The following is a 16,733-nucleotide window of genomic DNA, read 5'->3' as shown; positions in this document are numbered from 1 at the left end:
GGTCGCCGCCTTCCTTGAAAACCCTTCATTACTAAATGAAGGGTTTTTTTATACCATAAAATTAAATATTGGTTTTTTACATAGTTATCTATGTGTTTACGCATATCTAGGATCCTGAATATAATCTTGTTTAATGATTTTTATTACTTCAATACTTAGATATCCAAATTCGTTTACTACTTTACCATACATACGATAAATACCTTTATGTCTAAGCTTATACTTTTCTTGTACAGGAGGAAACAATACTGTGTCAAATACATCACCAAATTGATCCAGAAAAGTTCCGAAACCCATACGTTTACCTTTTGAGGTCTTAGTATTTTTCATAGCTATTAAATATCCATAAATATCAATTTTCTTATTTAAGTATTCTTTTAATTGGTTAGCTCTATTTTGATTTAGAGGTTTAGAAGTCATTATTTCATAGTATCCACAAAGCGGAAAACCAAAAGATTCGATTTGCTCAAAGGCATCCTCTAATCTAGATGTTTTAAACTTCGGTAATTTATATTCAGTACGTTTTTCTTTAAATAAAAGAGGTTGGTTATAGTTTAGCGGAGTACCATTTATTTTAAAATGTGCTTCCCATAACAATTCGTGCTTGTTTTTTCCGGTAAAAGCAAAAGCGTCAATTTTGATAAGTATACTTATTTGTTCAATACCTATGGGTACTCTATCAATAAAATTATTTAGTGAAGTATAAATTCCATGTTGCTGCCGTTCTAATAGTATAAACTCTGATGACTTATGATCTAAATTTCGCAATATACTAAAGCCAAGATATATAGTTTTTTTATGTAAAATATGTTCGTGTTTACTGGTGTTTATACATGGAGTTATAATTTTTGCTCCAAGTAATTTAGTTTCGTGTAAATAGACTTCAGGTCGGTAAAACCCTCCACCATTATTTAATGTGGCTACTAAATATTCTAAAGGGAAATATGCTTTGAGAAATAGGCTTTGATAACTCTCTACAGCATAAGATGCAGAATGCCCTTTTGGGAAAGCGTATCCGGCAAAACTTGCCACTTGATTCCATATTTCAAAAATTAATGCTGAATCATATCCTTCAGCTTGACAATTTTGGATGAACTTTTTTTGTACATCTTTAAATTCTTTACGAGATCTAAATTTACCACTCATTCCTCTACGTAGTACATCTGCTTCGTCAAGGGTAAGTTTAGCGAAAACATGGGCTACCTTTATGACATCTTCCTGATACACCATAATACCATAAGTTTCATTCATTAACTCGAGCATGATCGGGTGTGATTTTTTTCGTCTTTCCGGATCATGTTCTCTTAAGATATATTCACGCATCATTCCACTTTTAGCAACTCCAGGTCTTATAATGGAACTTGCAGCAACTAATCCTAAATAGTTATCGGTTTTAAGTTTGCTAAGTAGCATACGCATAGCAGGAGACTCTACATAAAAACAGGCTAGACATTTAGCTTCTCTGATAAGCGCGTTGATCTTAGGATCTTTTTTGAATTTCTCTATATCATGGATATCGAAATTGGCTTTTTCTGGTTGATTATACTGGATAATGTTAATTGCTTCTTTGATTTTTGCTAAACCACGTTGCCCTAAAATATCAAACTTATATAAACCCAGATCTTCTGCAATAATCATATCAAATTGTGCAGTAGCAAAACCTTTGGGTGGTATATCAGTAGCAATATAGGAGTGAAGTGGCTCTTCACTAATCAATATTCCGCTGGAGTGAATACTAATATAATTGGGCATTCCTTTTATGAGTTGACTGTAAATAACCACTAGTTTATGAATATGATCTAAAGAATTATGATCATAACTACCTTCACTTAATTTATCAATTTCAAATTTTGGTAACCCGAATACCTTACCTAACTCTCTAATAGCTCCTTTATAATGAAAGGTGACATAGGTTCCTAACAGCGCTACATTATCAAATTCATCAAAGATAAAACGTGTAATATCTTGTCGATCTCTCCAGGAGAAATCGATATCAAAATCTGGCGGACTGGTACGATGTGAATTTATAAATCGTTCAAAATACAAGTCTAATTCTACCGGATCTACATCTGTGATTTTTAATAAATATGCTACAATACTGTTAGCTCCACTACCACGTCCTACATAGTAATATCCTTTCTCCTGAGCGTAAGAAATGATTCTCCAATTAATCAAAAAATAGGATACGAAATTCATTTTGATAATTAAAGCAAGCTCTTTTTCTAATCTATCGTATACTTTTTTATCTGGGTTTTTATAGCGATAGGGAAGGCCTTCTTTACACAGTTTCTTCAGCAATTTGTTATCCTCTTCAATACTACCTGTATAGGTTCTTTTATTTAAGGAAGGTTTGTTTTTGGAAAAGTCGAAATTGATAGAGCATTCGTTGATAATATTTTCAGTGTTTTTAATAATGAAATCAAATTCTTGAAACTTATTTCTAATGTCATTATTTGAGATCATTTTTTCTGAAAAGCAAGCTTGCTGACTCTCTGGTAATCTACTAAGTAATATATTCTTATCAATAGCACGTAGTAAGCGATGTGCATTAAAATCTTTTTTAGTTCTAAAACTTACAGGCTGGAGTATAACCAATTTGTTTTTTAATTTTCTGTAAGGTGAAATTCTAAGTTTTGAAATTTCTTTTATAGAGACACCAATAAATTCATTGGGTAAAAACTCAGTTTTTTTTATTTCTATAATTTGGTTTAAAGGGTATATAATAATTGTATTTTTTAGTTGTGGAGCCTTTATAGGAAAATTAAGCTTATGGTGAGAGTGATGAGATAAAAAAGCATTTAACTCTTTATATCCTTCATTGTTTTTGGCTACACCTACATATAGTTGTTGATGATTGTTTCTAAAATCAATACCTACGATAGGTTTTATCTGATAATCTTTTGCTTTTCGGATAAAATTAAGACAGGCAGTTGTACTATTAATATCAGTCAGTGCAAGACAATTAATTTGATTTTCTTTAGCTAGTTCTAATAAATCTATTTCGGAAAAAGTTCCAAATCTTAAACTGTAATATGAATGGCAATTTAGATACATCTGTTAGATTGTTGATGGTTTATTGTTGATGGTTTATTGTTGATGGTTTATTGTTGATGGTTTATTGTTGATGGTTTATTGTTGATGGTTGTTTGAATTTTTATCTTTTACTGATTACTGATTACTGATTACTGATTACTGATTACTGATTACTGATTACTGATTACTGATTACCCTTCCGCATCAGGGATAGAAACGGCATCCTTTTTTATGTATCCTGACCGTAGTCGAAGGGTGTATAAAAAAGATATAGTGTATAGCCCGCCAGGATGCCATAATTCTTGTTTTTATTATTGTTTACGATGGGCTAGTACAATAGGAGGTTGACCATTAAAAGGGTTTTGCATTCTACCAATAGTTTTGGATCCCATTGCTACGGCTCTAATTACACTTCGATCTCCATATCTATCTCGGATATGATCTAAAGCTTTATAGAGATTGAGTTGTTTTTCATTGTCTTCAAAGAGATTAATCTGATAATTACCGCTTACCAAATGACTGAATCTGATACCTATTAATCGAACTAACAATCTTTTTTGATATAGTTTTTCGAATAACCCCAGAATTTTAGGAATTAAAATATGATCAGCACTGGTATAGGGAATCTTAAGTTGTTTGGAATATGTATTAAAATCAGAATATCTAATTTTAACAGTAATGCAGGCAGATAGTTTATTTCCTCTACGCAATTGATATGATAGGTTCTCCGTCATTGCAACAAGAATATTACGTAGTTTATATATATCTATAGTATCTCTATCAAATGTTCTTTCTGTGGAGATAGATTTACGTTCAGAAAAACCAATCACAGGTGTGTTATCTATTCCATTTGCTCTTTTCCAAATGGTTAATCCATTTACACCTAGAACTCCTTTCATAACATCAACAGGCATTTCTTGTATGGTTTTTATCTGTCGTACACCTAAGCTGCGTAGTGTTTGAAAAGTTTTATCACCAACCATAGGTATTTTTTTAATTGATAATGGCGCTAGAAAAGGTTTTTCTGTGCCAAAATCAATCTTCAATTGATTATTTGGTTTAGCTTCGTTTGTAGCTACTTTAGATACTACTTTGTTTTGAGCAAAACCCAGAGAAATCGGCAAACCGGTTTCTAAAATGATTTTTTGCCTGAGTTCTGATGCATATTTATATGCACCAAAAAATTTATCCATTCCTGACAGGTCAGCATAAAACTCATCAATGCTAGATTTTTCGAAGACAGGAACTTTTTCTTTAATAATGTCTGTCACCAGATCAGAGTATTTACTATATGTTCCGGCATTCCCTTTTATGATAGTAGCTTCTGGACATAATTCTTTAGCTATTCTCATAGACATTCCTGAATGTACACCAAATGTTCTGGTTTCGTAACTGCAAGCTGCTACAACACCGCGATCACTAGTGCCTCCTACTAGTAGAGGCTTATTCTGTAATGTACTATCTATAAGACGTTCTACTGATACATAAAATGCATCCAGATCAAGATGTAGTATAGTTCTCAATTTTTATTTATTTGGAATAATTCCAAATTTATGGAATAATTCCACACAAGTAATTGTAAAACCTTAAATTTTATTCACAATGGATAAAAAAAAACGGTACCTTAGATAAGATACCGTTTCTGAAAAATTTTATTTTGGGGCTACAAAATAAAATTCAATTGTATTAATTTTCTGTATTATATCCTGCAAATTGCTTCATAGCACTTTTAGTAAGCTCTTTAGCTCTGTCTACATAGAAACTTTTTGTGTCGTTTAATGTTTCATTTTTCAGATCATTTTCACTTCTTAAGTAATCCTTTTGAGATTCAAATATTGATTCATCATCAAAAGCTATACTTAATTCCTGAAGAGCACTTTCTAATTTCTGTAAGGCTTGCTCAGCTTTTACTTTTACTACCGTTTGTTCCTTTAATTCAGCAGCACGCTGTGCTTCAAATTCTGCTTGAGCGTTTTGCTGTTCTGCAATTTGCTGTTGTAATTTTTGCTGCTCTATTTCTAATTGACGTTTCTGCTCCTCTAATTCTCTCTGCTTTTGTGCTACTTCTTCTGATGCAATTGCTATTGCTTCTTCTTCTGCACTTGCAACATCTCCAATATAAGAATCATTACTACCACTATTAGCTTGGCAGTCTGTTAATTGTTCTAATAATTTAGGTCCAAGATCTTTAGCTTGCTTAGCATAATATCTGCTACGCTCATAAGTATCTTGCTCTAAAGAGCTCACCATATTTGTTTTAGCTTCGTATGCTGTTTCGTTGGCTTCTGCACAACCACAATCGTCTGAAAGGTTTTCTACTTTTTCAAAAGCTTCTATAGCTTTATCTGCATATTCCTGAGTATGGAATACATTGTTTGCTCCGTGTGCTTTTTTAGAATGCGAATATGCATAGCTAGCAGCTGTTAAAGCATCTTCATAAATATCCTGAGCATTAACCTGAGAAACAAGACAAAGTAAAAATAAGATTGGTGAAATTCTTTTCATTTTTATGGGGCTTTTTAATGAACAGTACAAGTATACAATATTTTCTGAGTAACCTCCAAAAATAAACGTCATTAATCGATGAAATACGCATTTTATCTTAATTTTTATGGCTAACCCATAAATAAAGTGATAGATATCCTACTGTCTCATAGGGTCATTCATCATAATGATTTCTTGATAACGAGGTTTAATACATGGTATTGTATTCTTGTACACGTAAAGAATAAATTTAACGTTTTGTCAAAGTTGTTATGTAAGTTTATTATGTATATTACGTCCATATTATTTATGAAAGAACTCATTATATCCTCAATTAACCACAACCTTAATAACGCTATTGCTTTATTAGACGCAATAGATTCAGAAACTTACTGTGATACTTCTGTTGGTCCATATTATTCTAGTATCGGATCTCATATTAGACATACTTTAGATTTTTTTGATTGTATTATTAGTGGATTAGATACTAATGATATCGATCTTACTGCACGTAAAAGAGATGAGATTTTATCTACTAATATAAAAGCTGCAAAGGATCATATCTATATGCTTCAGGAAACTTTAGTTTCTTATGTGGACGTAAATACGGATTATTTAATTCATGTCACAGATAATATGGGACAAGGAAAAGTCACTGTGAATTATACTTTAGAAAGTATCCTTGCACATGCCAATAGCCACGCCATACATCATTATGCAACAATAGGATATGTACTTGATCAATTAGGGATTGAATTAAAAATCCCTGGATTTGGTTACAATCCTACTACTCCTGTTAATAAAAGGGAAGGTATTTAGTACAAACCATCATCTATCTGATTTATTTTGATAAATAATGCGGTTACCTAGATCTAGTATTTATCATACTATGAATAGTAATCCAGTTAACGCTGCTTTTTGTATAGGATATTGTTACTTGTATATAACTTAATGTGCAGTATGTATCTTCTATTTAGGACAAATTTATCCGATTTGAATTTAATGTATATATTTGAGTATATTTAATTAGAAGGATATGTTTTCTAAAGCTTGTGAATACGGGATAAAGGCTTCTATTTATGTAGCGCAACAATCATTACAAAATAAGTGTACTAATTTAAAGGCAATAGCTAATGAGATTAATTCTCCAGAAGCTTTTACTGCTAAAATACTTCAGAAACTAGTAAAAAATCAGGTGTTAGATTCTATAAAAGGTGCTAAAGGAGGATTTCTGATTGAAGAGGCAAAAATAGATCAGATAATGCTTGAGGAAATTGTATATGCAATTGATGGTGATTCTATTTATAGTGGTTGTGGATTGGGGTTAAAAGAATGTGATGCACGCAAACCATGTCCAGTACACCACAAAATAGTACTTGTAAGGAAAGAATTGAAAAAGATGCTTACAGAAACAAGTTTGTATGAATTGGCTAATGGTATAGAGATAGGAGTAACATATTTGAATCGATAATAGCATGTATAATAATTAAATAACCAACAATATTCATGAAAACTCATAAAACCACCTTTATATTGATTGCTCTTTTTACTTGTTTCATTAATAAAGCTAATAGTCAAGAGAATACTTGTATTGAATTAAACAAACAAATAGATACAATAACTAACCTTGATACTCTTTTGAAAATATACAAAAGAACAGCTCCTAAAATAAGTTTGTATTGTAGGATGAAAAACTATATGGCTCAAGGAACAGTTTATAGAAGAAAAAGAGAATTAGATTCTTCACTATATTATTATGACAAAGCAATATTATTGGCTAAAAAAATTAATTCTGAGGAGCAACTTTCTAGGGGTTACTCTAAAAAAGCATATGTATATTTAAAGCAAGGTAAGTTTGATAAAGCCAATGTTTTGTTGAAACAGTCTCGTCAATTACTCAGTAAATATCCCAAAAGTGATGTATGGGGGGCATATTATACTGCAAAGAGAGATGTTGCTTTAAAGAAATCTGATTATAATCTTGCAATAAAGTATGTGGATTCTAATATTGTCTTAGGAAGACGCATAAATGATACTTCTGATTTATCAATTTCTTACCATAATAAAGGATATTATTATTTGAAATTATCGGATTATGAAAGTGCCGCAAAAAACCTTTTATATTCAATAGAGTTAAAAGAAAAAACGAATGATTTAGATTATATCTCAACCTCCTATTACGTTTTAGGAGCGTGTTATACACGTTGGGAACAATATGAAACTGCCAATAGATACTTTCAAAAAGGTATTTTACAAGCAAAAAAAGATGATGATAAGGATTTATTGATGGTAATCTATTTAAGATTAGGAATGTCAAAACGAAAGTTAGACAAAACTCAAGAAGCTCTTAAGATAATTGATTCAGGGTTAGATATTGCCCGTAAATTTAATTCTAAAATTCAGTTAGCAGAAGGTTTTTCTGAAAAAGGGAGAGTATATTTCGAAAATCTAAAAGAATATGAGACAGCGCAATCCTATTTTTTCAAAGCGTACAAGTATGCTGAAGAATCTAATGATAATCTTACATTATATGATTGTATTGAAGATATGTTAACTATACATTTTCATTATAAAGATTATAAAAATGTTGAAAAATTTCTTTCAAAATTGAAAGATGTAAATGAAAGAATAGATACTAAGCATCATAGTTTTAAACTGTATAAATATTATAGTGATTATTATGAGAAAATAGGGAAGTCAAAACTGGCGCTGGAGTATTTAAAAAAATATCATGTTATTAAGGATTCAATATCGAATCAACAAGTACAAACCCAAGTGGCAAATCTTGAAAAAAAATATGATACTAAAAAGAAAGAATTGAAGATTGTTACTCTTAACAAACAAAGAGATGAACAAAAAGAAATAGCACAAAAGGCAAAAGCACAACAAAATTTATATTTAGCTGCTGCGGGTTTTTTATTATTGATATTAGGAGTAGGTTTCTGGGCTTTTAGAAAGCTAAGGAAACAACAAAAGGAATTAGTTTCCATAAACCAGGTTAAAAATCGTCTTTTTTCTATTATTGCTCATGATTTAAGAGGAATGATTATTCCGTTCCAGCGATCAGGAAAAATACTGAAGTATCATATAGATAAAGGTAATCATGAAAAAACAATAGAACTGTCTAAAGCATTAGAACAAAACTCTGATAGCCTTTCTAATATGTTGGATAATTTATTGAATTGGTCATTAGAGCAAATGAATGGTTATAAGATGAATCCGCAAACAATCTCAATAAATGAACAGCTAAGTGAAATTATCTCAGGATATAAACAGCTGGCTTCTTATAAAAAGACTAAGATTGATTTAAAATATGAAGAAGATTTATGGATTAACCTCGATAAAGGAGCTTTTCATGTTATTTTTAGAAATCTGATAGGTAATGCTTTAAAATATACAGAAGAAGGCAATATTCGAATAGAATTTACAAGTGAAGATGATATGTTTTTATGTTCAATAACAGATACTGGAGTAGGAATGTCTCAGGATCAACTTGAGAATCTTTTTACTCTGGAAGAAAAAGAATCAACTATTGGTACACAGGGCGAAAAAGGAACAGGATTGGGATTGAATCTGGTATATCGATTCATAAAAATGCATAAAGGAGCGATTCAGGTTTCTTCAGAAAAAAGAATAGGTACCCGCTTTGATCTGAACTTTCCTATAATGAAGTATCAATTTAATGAAAAAACAGAACGAAAATCTCTATCTGCATAAAAGAAGAGATAATCAAATGTAAAAATAACAACTATGACCCTACGCAAATTATTATCACTACTTTTTGTTTTTCTGGTTACAGTGACCATTCATTCTCAAACTGAAGAAGAATATTGTGAGAAGTGGAATAGACAAATGGATACTATTAAAAATTTGGATTCTAGGCTTAAGCTCAGTAAACAAATGATATCTAAAGTTGACGATCTATGTAGAACACAAATCTATATGCATTTAGGACAAATTTTCAGCGATCTTCGAAAAATAGATTCTTCTGATTATTTCTATAATAAAGCAATTGTATTAGGAGAAGCACAAGGGGAAGAAGCAGATGAATATCTTGGTCATACTTACGTGCAAAAAGCCTATAATTTAATCGATAATAATAAAGAAGAAGAAGCTTCGGTTTTCTTAAAAAAAGCTAAAGTTATATTAAACAGAAACCCTGATCATAAGGCTTGGATAATGTATTATAATTATTATGCTGTAGCAGCTGAGAAAAAATCGGATTACAATAGCTCTATAAAATATACTGATTCTACAATAAATTTTTCAATAAGAATTAAAGACACACTAGGGATTGGAACTTCTTATCACAATAGAGGCTTTTATAATTATAACTTGTCTAATTTCGAAGAAGCTACAAAAGATTTACTTCGTTCTATCGAGTTAAATAGAAAACAGAATAAAATTAATTCATTAGCCGGGACATATTATGTTTTATCGGTTTGTTACGGAAGTTTAGACCAAAATGAAACAGCAATTAAATATGCCAAAAAAGGAATTGAAGCATCAGAAAAATCAGGAAGTGAGTTTATTGCTTCATTAAATTACTCAACGTTATCAGAGAGTTATCGTAAATTAAATCAAAATGATAATGCGCTCAGAGCTACAGATTCTTCATTGGTATTAGCAAAGAGACTGAACTATGATCCTCAGATCATACAGGCATTGACGGATAAAGCAGGGATTTATTATGTAAACCTTAAACAATACGATAAGGCTGAGGAATATTATCTTGAAGCATATAAAATTGCTAAATCATCAAATACAGAAGTGTATATGAATCCTATTTTAGGTGGTTTAATAGGATTGTATATTGATAATAAAGAGTATAACAAAGCTGCCAAATATTTAAAACTTCAAGAAGTACTAATGAAAAAAGTAAATGTATTAACAAATACAGCAGCCTTTCATGAAAACTATAGTGAATATTATGAGAAAATTGGGCAACCCACTTTAGCACTGGAACACTTAAAAAAATACCACCAAATTAAAGACTCGATATCTAGTCAGGAAGTAAAAACCAAAGTAGCAGATTTAGAAAAAAAATATGATACTAAAAAGAAGGAACTTGCTATAGTAGGTCTTAACAGAGAAAAACAGGAGCAACAACAGATAACCAAACAAGCTAAAGCTCAACAGAATTTATATCTATTGGTAGCGGGTTTTTTATTATTTTTATTAGGAGTTGGAGCTTGGGCTTTTAGAAAGTTAAGGAAACAACAAAAGGAACTAGCTTCTACAAATCAGGTTAAAAATCGTCTTTTTTCTATTATTGCTCACGATTTAAGAGGGATGATCATTCCATTTCAACGATCTGGTAAGATCTTAAAGCATCATATAGATAAAGGAAATCATGAAAAAACAATAGAACTTTCTAAGGCATTAGAGCAAAATTCTGAAAGCCTTTCTAATATGTTAGATAATTTATTAAATTGGTCTTTAGAGCAAATGAATGGATATAAAATGAATCTTCAGAATATATCAGTAAAAGAACAATTAACCGAAATAATATCTGGGTATAATCAGCAAGCTGCTCATAAGAAAACAAAAATAGAATTAGAATACCAAAATGATTTTAATATTAAATTTGATAAAGGAGCTTTTCATGTTATTTTTAGAAACTTGATAGGTAATGCTTTAAAATATACAGAAGAAGGGAATATTAGGGTAAAATTTACAAGTAAAAATGATATGTTTTTATGTTCAGTAATAGATACCGGAGTCGGAATGTCTCAAGATCAACTTGAGAATCTTTTTACTCTGGAAGAAAAAAAATCAACCATTGGTACGCAAGGTGAAAAAGGAACAGGACTGGGACTTAACCTCGTATATCGATTCATAAAAATGCATAAAGGAACTATCCAGGTTTCTTCAGAAAAGAGAATTGGAACTCGTTTTGATTTAAACATTCCTGTAAAAATATCATTGACAAAAGAGGAAGAGAAAACAGCTGAACCTTTATCAGCGTAATAAAGAAGATTTATTATTAAAGGACAATTTATGAGGTTACAAAAACTATTATTGCTACTTTCTATTTTTTTAGTTCTTATGCATGGCCGAGCACAAGATAATAGCGAATATTGTGAGGCTATAGATAAGGAATTGAATACTATCCTAAATTGGGATCATAAAATTATATTCTTAAAAGAAGCATTTAATGAAGCTGATTGGGGTTGTAGGGTAAATATTTTTATAGAAATTGGCTATATATATGGCCTTGAGCAAAAAAAGGACTCTGCTCTTTATTATTATGATAAAGCTATTAACCTAGCTAAAAGTGTAAAAAATGATAAAGTAGAATCAGAAGAATTATTGGCCAATGCGTATTCAAAAAAAGCTAAGAGGTTGTCGGAAATAAAAAAAAATGATGAAGCCGAAAACCTGCTTATAAAAGCAAGAAGATTATTTGCAAATTACCCTGACAATAGTGGGTGGAACACATATTATCATACCTATGCTACTATTGCAAGTAACAAAGCAGAACATGAGAAAGCACTAAAATATATCGATTCTACCGTAATATTTTCTAAAAGAATTAATGACACGGTAGGTCTTCCTAGTAATTATCATAATAAAGGAGTTTATTTACTTAGGCTTTCTAGGCATAAAGAATCTTCAGAAAATTTATTATTAGCTCTAGAACTAAAAGAGAAACAAAAAAATCCAAGTCAATTAGCTGCGACATACTTTGTATTGGGAGTAGCCTATATTCGTTGGGATCAACCACAAATAGGAATTAAATATTTGAAAAAGGCAGTAGCAAGAGCTAGGAAAGAAAGTAACGACTATACACGATTATTGAGTTATTCTCATATAGCACGTGCGCAAAGGAAACTAAAGGATGTTAAAAATTCTCTTAAGTTTATAGATTCTGCTCAGGTGTTAGCCATACAACTTGATAATAAATCCCAATTGGCACAGGCTTATATAGAAAAAGGATGGCTTTATTTGAAAAGTTATAAAGAGTATGATCAAGCGGAAAACTATTTTTTAAAAGCTTATGACCAAGCAAAATTGGGAAATAATGATCTTACCCTATATCCTTCAATAAGAGGAATCATAGAATCTTATCTCTACCAAGGAGAATATAAAAAAGCGGAAAAATATTTTATTCCATACAAAGAAGTAACAGAAAGAATAGGAAGTCTAAGGTATACACAAGAGTATTTTAAAAGGTATAGCGAGTATTATGAAAAAGCAGGAAAACCGGATTCTGCCATGAAATACTTAAAAAAATATTTTAAAATCAAGGATTCGATATCTGATACTAAAGTAAAAACTCAGGTAGCTGATCTAGAAAAGAAGTATGATACCAAAAAGAAAGAGTTAGAAATTGTTTCTATTAATCAAGAAAAAGAAACGCAAGAACAGATTGCGCAACAAGCCAAAATTCGTCAAAAATTATATTTGTTACTTGCAGGTTTTCTGTTGGTTTTATTAGGGATTGGTGTTTGGGCCTATAGGAAGTTAAGGAAACAACAAAAGGAACTAGCTTCCACAAATCAGGTTAAAAATCGTCTTTTTTCTATTATTGCTCACGATTTAAGAGGGATGATCATTCCATTTCAACGATCTGGTAAGATCTTAAAGCATCATATAGATAAAGGAAATCATGAAAAAACAATAGAACTTTCTCTGGCATTAGAGCAAAATTCTGAAAGCCTTTCTAATATGTTAGATAATTTATTAAATTGGTCTTTAGAGCAAATGAATGGATATAAAATGAATCTTCAGAATATATCAGTAAAAGAACAATTAACCGAAATAATATCTGGGTATAATCAGCAAGCTGCTCATAAGAAAACAAAAATAGAATTAGAATACCAAAATGATTTTAATATTAAATTTGATAAAGGAGCTTTTCATGTTATTTTTAGAAACTTGATAGGTAATGCTCTAAAATATACAGAAGAAGGGAATATTAGGATAAAATTTACAAGTAAAAATGATATGTTTTTATGTTCAGTAATAGATACCGGAGTCGGAATGTCTCAGGATCTGCTTGAGAATCTTTTTACTCTAGAAGAAAAAAAATCAACCATTGGTACGCAAGGTGAAAAAGGAACAGGACTGGGACTTAACCTCGTATATCGATTCATAAAAATGCATAAAGGAACTATCCAGGTTTCTTCAGAAAAAAGAATTGGCACGCGTTTTGACTTAGGTATGCCCATAACCATATCGTTGACAAAAGAAGAAGGGGCAATTTCTAAACCTTTATCAGCGTAAATAAAGCATACAGATCATGAATATTTATGTAGTAGAAGATGACATGTTTCATCTAGAAGATATTAAAATCACTTTAGAAGAATTAGGATACTCTTGTGTAGGTAATTCTGATGATCCTTTTGAGGCACAAGAACAAATAGGAGCACTAAGACCGGATGCTGTTATATTAGATATTCATCTTAATGGTAAAGAATCAGGTATCGCGCTGGGGTATAAGATTAAGGAGTTATATGAAATCCCTGTGTTTTTTGCTACTTCTGATAATAATAAAGACATAATTAGTAAAGCTGCCGATATAAACCCGGCTGCTTATCTAACAAAACCAATTGATAAAGATGATTTGCAAGCAGCATTGATTCTTGCTAAGAAACAGGAAATAACTTCTGAAAAGAATAATACCGAACAGCCTGAAGATATATTCGTGAAAAGTGGTAATAAATTAGTCAAAGTAAATCTGGATACCATTCTTTTTGCACATACTGACTCAAAAAACTATTGCTCAATAGTTACTACGGATAATAAAAAACTTTCTGTGCGGTATTCTATTTTAAAACTTTGCAAGAAACTTCATAGCTTAGAGTTCGTACAGACTCACCGTTCTTATATTATTAATTGGAACAAAATAGATTCATTACACGAATATGATCAAACCATAGAGATACAAGGACATCATATTCCTATTGGTAGGACTTTTAAAGATTTAGTATATAAACGTTTAAAGGTGATATAATAATATTGATAAGAAAATTACTCAATAAACGTAATTATATAACTTATTGTATAAAAATAGATCAATAGCCATATAACATAAAGTCATTTATTACTTTTAATAAATAACAAATCAATATCTATTATGGCAAACCATCAGAGCCTACTGGTAGCGTTTTTGTAGATTGATCGCATGTGATTGAAATAGGTATTGTTGTTGGACATTGTAGACTAGTTGTGGTATTTATGTTGTTAAATCCTCCTATAATCTGCTGAGGGTTGTCTAATCTAGCAATCTTTATTTTTTCTAAGCCAAGTTTTTTCTTATCCTTATTTTTCATTTTTTATCGTTTTACTAACGAATAATTGAATGTGGTATATACAATATTTCAAGATAGAATTCTATTAATAAATAGTAAATCAATATATTATCTATTAAGGTATACTATCAGAGCCAACTGGTAGCGTTTTTGTCGAAACACTTAGCTCACATAATAATGGATGCGTATTACATATTTGCGGATCAGTAGGGTTTGGTACTCTTCCTAATCCTCCCTTAAATTTATCAAGATGATCTAATTTAGCAATTTTGATTTTATCCAAGCTTAGCTTTTTTATTTTTTTATTTCTCATTTCACTAAATTTATATTTAACCAGTGTAACTAAAGATAGTTACTTATTATATTTTTATGTTATTCTAACCAATCTTTTGTCTCTTTAATGATAATATCTACAATTTTCAAAAGTATTGAGTTTGGTTTCAATGATATAATGAATAATATGTTTTCTTACTCAAAAGAAGAAATTGTTATATTAAATTATAAATCGTTAGGGTCGATTATACCACTTCCAGCAGGGAGTGTTTTTGTAGAAGTTGTATGTTGATCCGTAAGAGTCAAAACATTAATAGATGGAAGATCTACTAAATCTGGCCCTACACCAGAAAGTGAACCTCCAACAATAGCTCTCATATTGTTCAATCTGGCAATTTTAGTTTTATCCAGACCTAATTTCCCTTTATGACTTTTTTTCATTTTTAATATTTCTTAAATATTATTGGCAATTTGCAGAATCACTTGCTGGTAGCGTTTTCGTAGAATGACTCGTTTTTTTATCCTCTGTGTATTCGGTGCAAGTAATAGTTGTTATATTTTCCTGTGTCGGAATTATAGAACCACCAATGATGGTTTGAGGGTTGTTTAATTTTGCGATTTTAATTTTATCCAAACTTAATCGTTTTTGCCCTTTCTTTTTCATTACAAGAATTTAATTTGTGTTTCACAATCTACAATATTAGTAATGAAAATACACAAAAAGCTTCTTTAAATTTATAAATTTAAAGAAAGATATAAATGTTTTTTTATTGATTATCAGTTGTTTATGTGCTTTATGAAATATGAAGGGTATATTCCGGTTTTTTTATGAAAAGCAGAAGAAAATGATTGTGCATTTTTAAAACCTACTTCTTCCGCAATGGCTTGTATTGTATAAGATCTTAATGACTTATTGGAGCTTAGTTGATCCACAGCAAAATCAATTCTTAAATTATTAAGGTAATTTGCAAAATTTACATTTTTGTACACATTTATAATTTTAGATAAATAAGCACTATTTGTATTTAGTTCCTTTGCTAAGGAATTAAGCGTATAATGTTTTTTTGAAAATTGATTTTTGTCTTCAAAATCGTGAAGCTTTTTTAATATAGTTTCTATCACATCTGAAGGGATATCAATCTCTTCTTTTTTGTTGAGATCATTATTAATATTTGTTATAACCTCCAATTGATTTGTTTTAGGTTTTTTTTGCTGTTTGAGTAGTTTCTGAAACCGTATTTTATTTAAGTAACTTTTTCTTAGACCATATATCGCTATTAGAACTAATATAATCGATAATATTATGAGGAATGTAATAGTGTTATCTTTTAAAAAAGTATCTTTTTCAAATTGTTTTATAAGTTGTTCTTTTTCGGAAATGAGTTCGGCAGCGTCATATTTTCTAGTGATGTTTCTTGTTAAATATACTTGATTAGCATGCTTAATACTATCTAGCTCCAGTTGCATATTAATATATTCTATTTGTAATTCGTAATCGTTTTTTGATTTTGAATATGCTCTTAAATAGTCATAAACATCAATAATATCAGGGATTATATCTTTTGTTTTTCTTAGAATGGTATCTGTTTTTTTAAAGTAAGATATACTTTTTTCTTCCTCGCCAAGACCTTTATAACTTCGGCCAATGTAATAATCACAGGTTGCTATTCTTGTTTCTAAAGGATC

Annotated in this window: 14 protein-coding genes; 6 read left to right on the top strand and 8 right to left on the bottom strand. The window is 30.4% G+C overall.

The annotated features are described in order from the left end of the window. Positions 1-96: 96 nt before the first annotated feature. The 3 genes from dnaE to Q0910_RS20710 form a co-directional block, all read right to left on the bottom strand. A complete protein-coding gene (dnaE, locus tag Q0910_RS20720) occupies positions 97-3,054 on the bottom strand; it encodes a DNA polymerase III subunit alpha (protein WP_299220825.1) in 2,958 nt (985 codons plus the stop codon). A gap of 290 nt (positions 3,055-3,344) precedes the next feature. Further along, the gene (locus tag Q0910_RS20715; RefSeq protein ID WP_299220822.1) at positions 3,345-4,556 is read right to left on the bottom strand and encodes a DNA polymerase IV; all 1,212 of its coding nucleotides are present in this window, start codon (positions 4,554-4,556) and stop codon (positions 3,345-3,347) included. Between the two features lie 163 nt (positions 4,557-4,719). Beyond that, positions 4,720-5,538 carry a hypothetical protein gene (locus Q0910_RS20710; protein WP_299220819.1) on the bottom strand — a complete coding sequence of 273 codons (819 nt, stop codon included), beginning with the start codon at positions 5,536-5,538 and terminating at the stop codon, positions 4,720-4,722. A gap of 288 nt (positions 5,539-5,826) precedes the next feature. On the opposite strand from Q0910_RS20710, the gene Q0910_RS20705 reads away from it, so the two are divergent. The 6 genes from Q0910_RS20705 (at position 5,827) to Q0910_RS20680 (ending at position 14,476) form a co-directional block, all read left to right on the top strand. Continuing rightward, entirely contained in the window at positions 5,827-6,336 is a 510-nt protein-coding gene (locus Q0910_RS20705) for a DinB family protein (RefSeq protein WP_299220816.1), read from the top strand. Between the two features lie 217 nt (positions 6,337-6,553). Beyond that, positions 6,554-6,988 (top strand): Rrf2 family transcriptional regulator, encoded by a 435-nt coding sequence (locus tag Q0910_RS20700; RefSeq protein ID WP_299220813.1) that lies wholly within the window; start codon positions 6,554-6,556, stop codon positions 6,986-6,988. A gap of 35 nt (positions 6,989-7,023) precedes the next feature. Continuing rightward, complete coding sequence (locus tag Q0910_RS20695; RefSeq protein WP_299220811.1) at positions 7,024-9,234, top strand: tetratricopeptide repeat-containing sensor histidine kinase; 2,211 nt, start codon at positions 7,024-7,026, stop codon at positions 9,232-9,234. A 33-nt stretch (positions 9,235-9,267) separates the two neighbouring features. After that, the gene (locus Q0910_RS20690; RefSeq protein WP_299220808.1) at positions 9,268-11,487 is read left to right on the top strand and encodes a tetratricopeptide repeat-containing sensor histidine kinase; all 2,220 of its coding nucleotides are present in this window, start codon (positions 9,268-9,270) and stop codon (positions 11,485-11,487) included. Between the two features lie 30 nt (positions 11,488-11,517). Continuing rightward, positions 11,518-13,746, top strand: a complete 2,229-nt coding sequence (locus tag Q0910_RS20685) for an ATP-binding protein (RefSeq protein WP_299220805.1) — start codon at positions 11,518-11,520, stop codon at positions 13,744-13,746. 16 nt (positions 13,747-13,762) lie between these two features. Next, the gene (locus Q0910_RS20680) at positions 13,763-14,476 is read left to right on the top strand and encodes a response regulator transcription factor (protein WP_299220802.1); all 714 of its coding nucleotides are present in this window, start codon (positions 13,763-13,765) and stop codon (positions 14,474-14,476) included. 121 nt (positions 14,477-14,597) lie between these two features. On the opposite strand, the gene Q0910_RS20675 is transcribed toward Q0910_RS20680, so the two are convergent. The 5 genes from Q0910_RS20675 to Q0910_RS20655 all read right to left on the bottom strand — a co-directional run bounded on the left by Q0910_RS20675 (position 14,598) and on the right by Q0910_RS20655 (position 16,514). Further along, complete coding sequence (locus Q0910_RS20675) at positions 14,598-14,795, bottom strand: hypothetical protein (protein WP_299220799.1); 198 nt, start codon at positions 14,793-14,795, stop codon at positions 14,598-14,600. Between the two features lie 94 nt (positions 14,796-14,889). Further along, the gene (locus tag Q0910_RS20670) at positions 14,890-15,057 is read right to left on the bottom strand and encodes a hypothetical protein (RefSeq protein ID WP_299220796.1); all 168 of its coding nucleotides are present in this window, start codon (positions 15,055-15,057) and stop codon (positions 14,890-14,892) included. Positions 15,058-15,272: 215 nt separating this feature from the next. After that, a complete protein-coding gene (locus tag Q0910_RS20665) occupies positions 15,273-15,488 on the bottom strand; it encodes a hypothetical protein (RefSeq protein ID WP_299220793.1) in 216 nt (71 codons plus the stop codon). A 19-nt stretch (positions 15,489-15,507) separates the two neighbouring features. Then, the gene (locus Q0910_RS20660; protein WP_299220791.1) at positions 15,508-15,711 is read right to left on the bottom strand and encodes a hypothetical protein; all 204 of its coding nucleotides are present in this window, start codon (positions 15,709-15,711) and stop codon (positions 15,508-15,510) included. Between the two features lie 113 nt (positions 15,712-15,824). Beyond that, positions 15,825-16,514, bottom strand: a complete 690-nt coding sequence (locus tag Q0910_RS20655; protein ID WP_299220788.1) for a helix-turn-helix transcriptional regulator — start codon at positions 16,512-16,514, stop codon at positions 15,825-15,827. Positions 16,515-16,733 lie beyond the last annotated feature (219 nt).

This window comes from uncultured Aquimarina sp. (genome assembly GCF_947495315.1).
In the GTDB taxonomy this organism is placed as follows: Bacteria; Bacteroidota; Bacteroidia; order Flavobacteriales; family Flavobacteriaceae; genus Aquimarina.
Note: the sequence above shows the minus strand (reverse complement) of the source record. Positions and strands in the feature narration are given on the sequence as shown.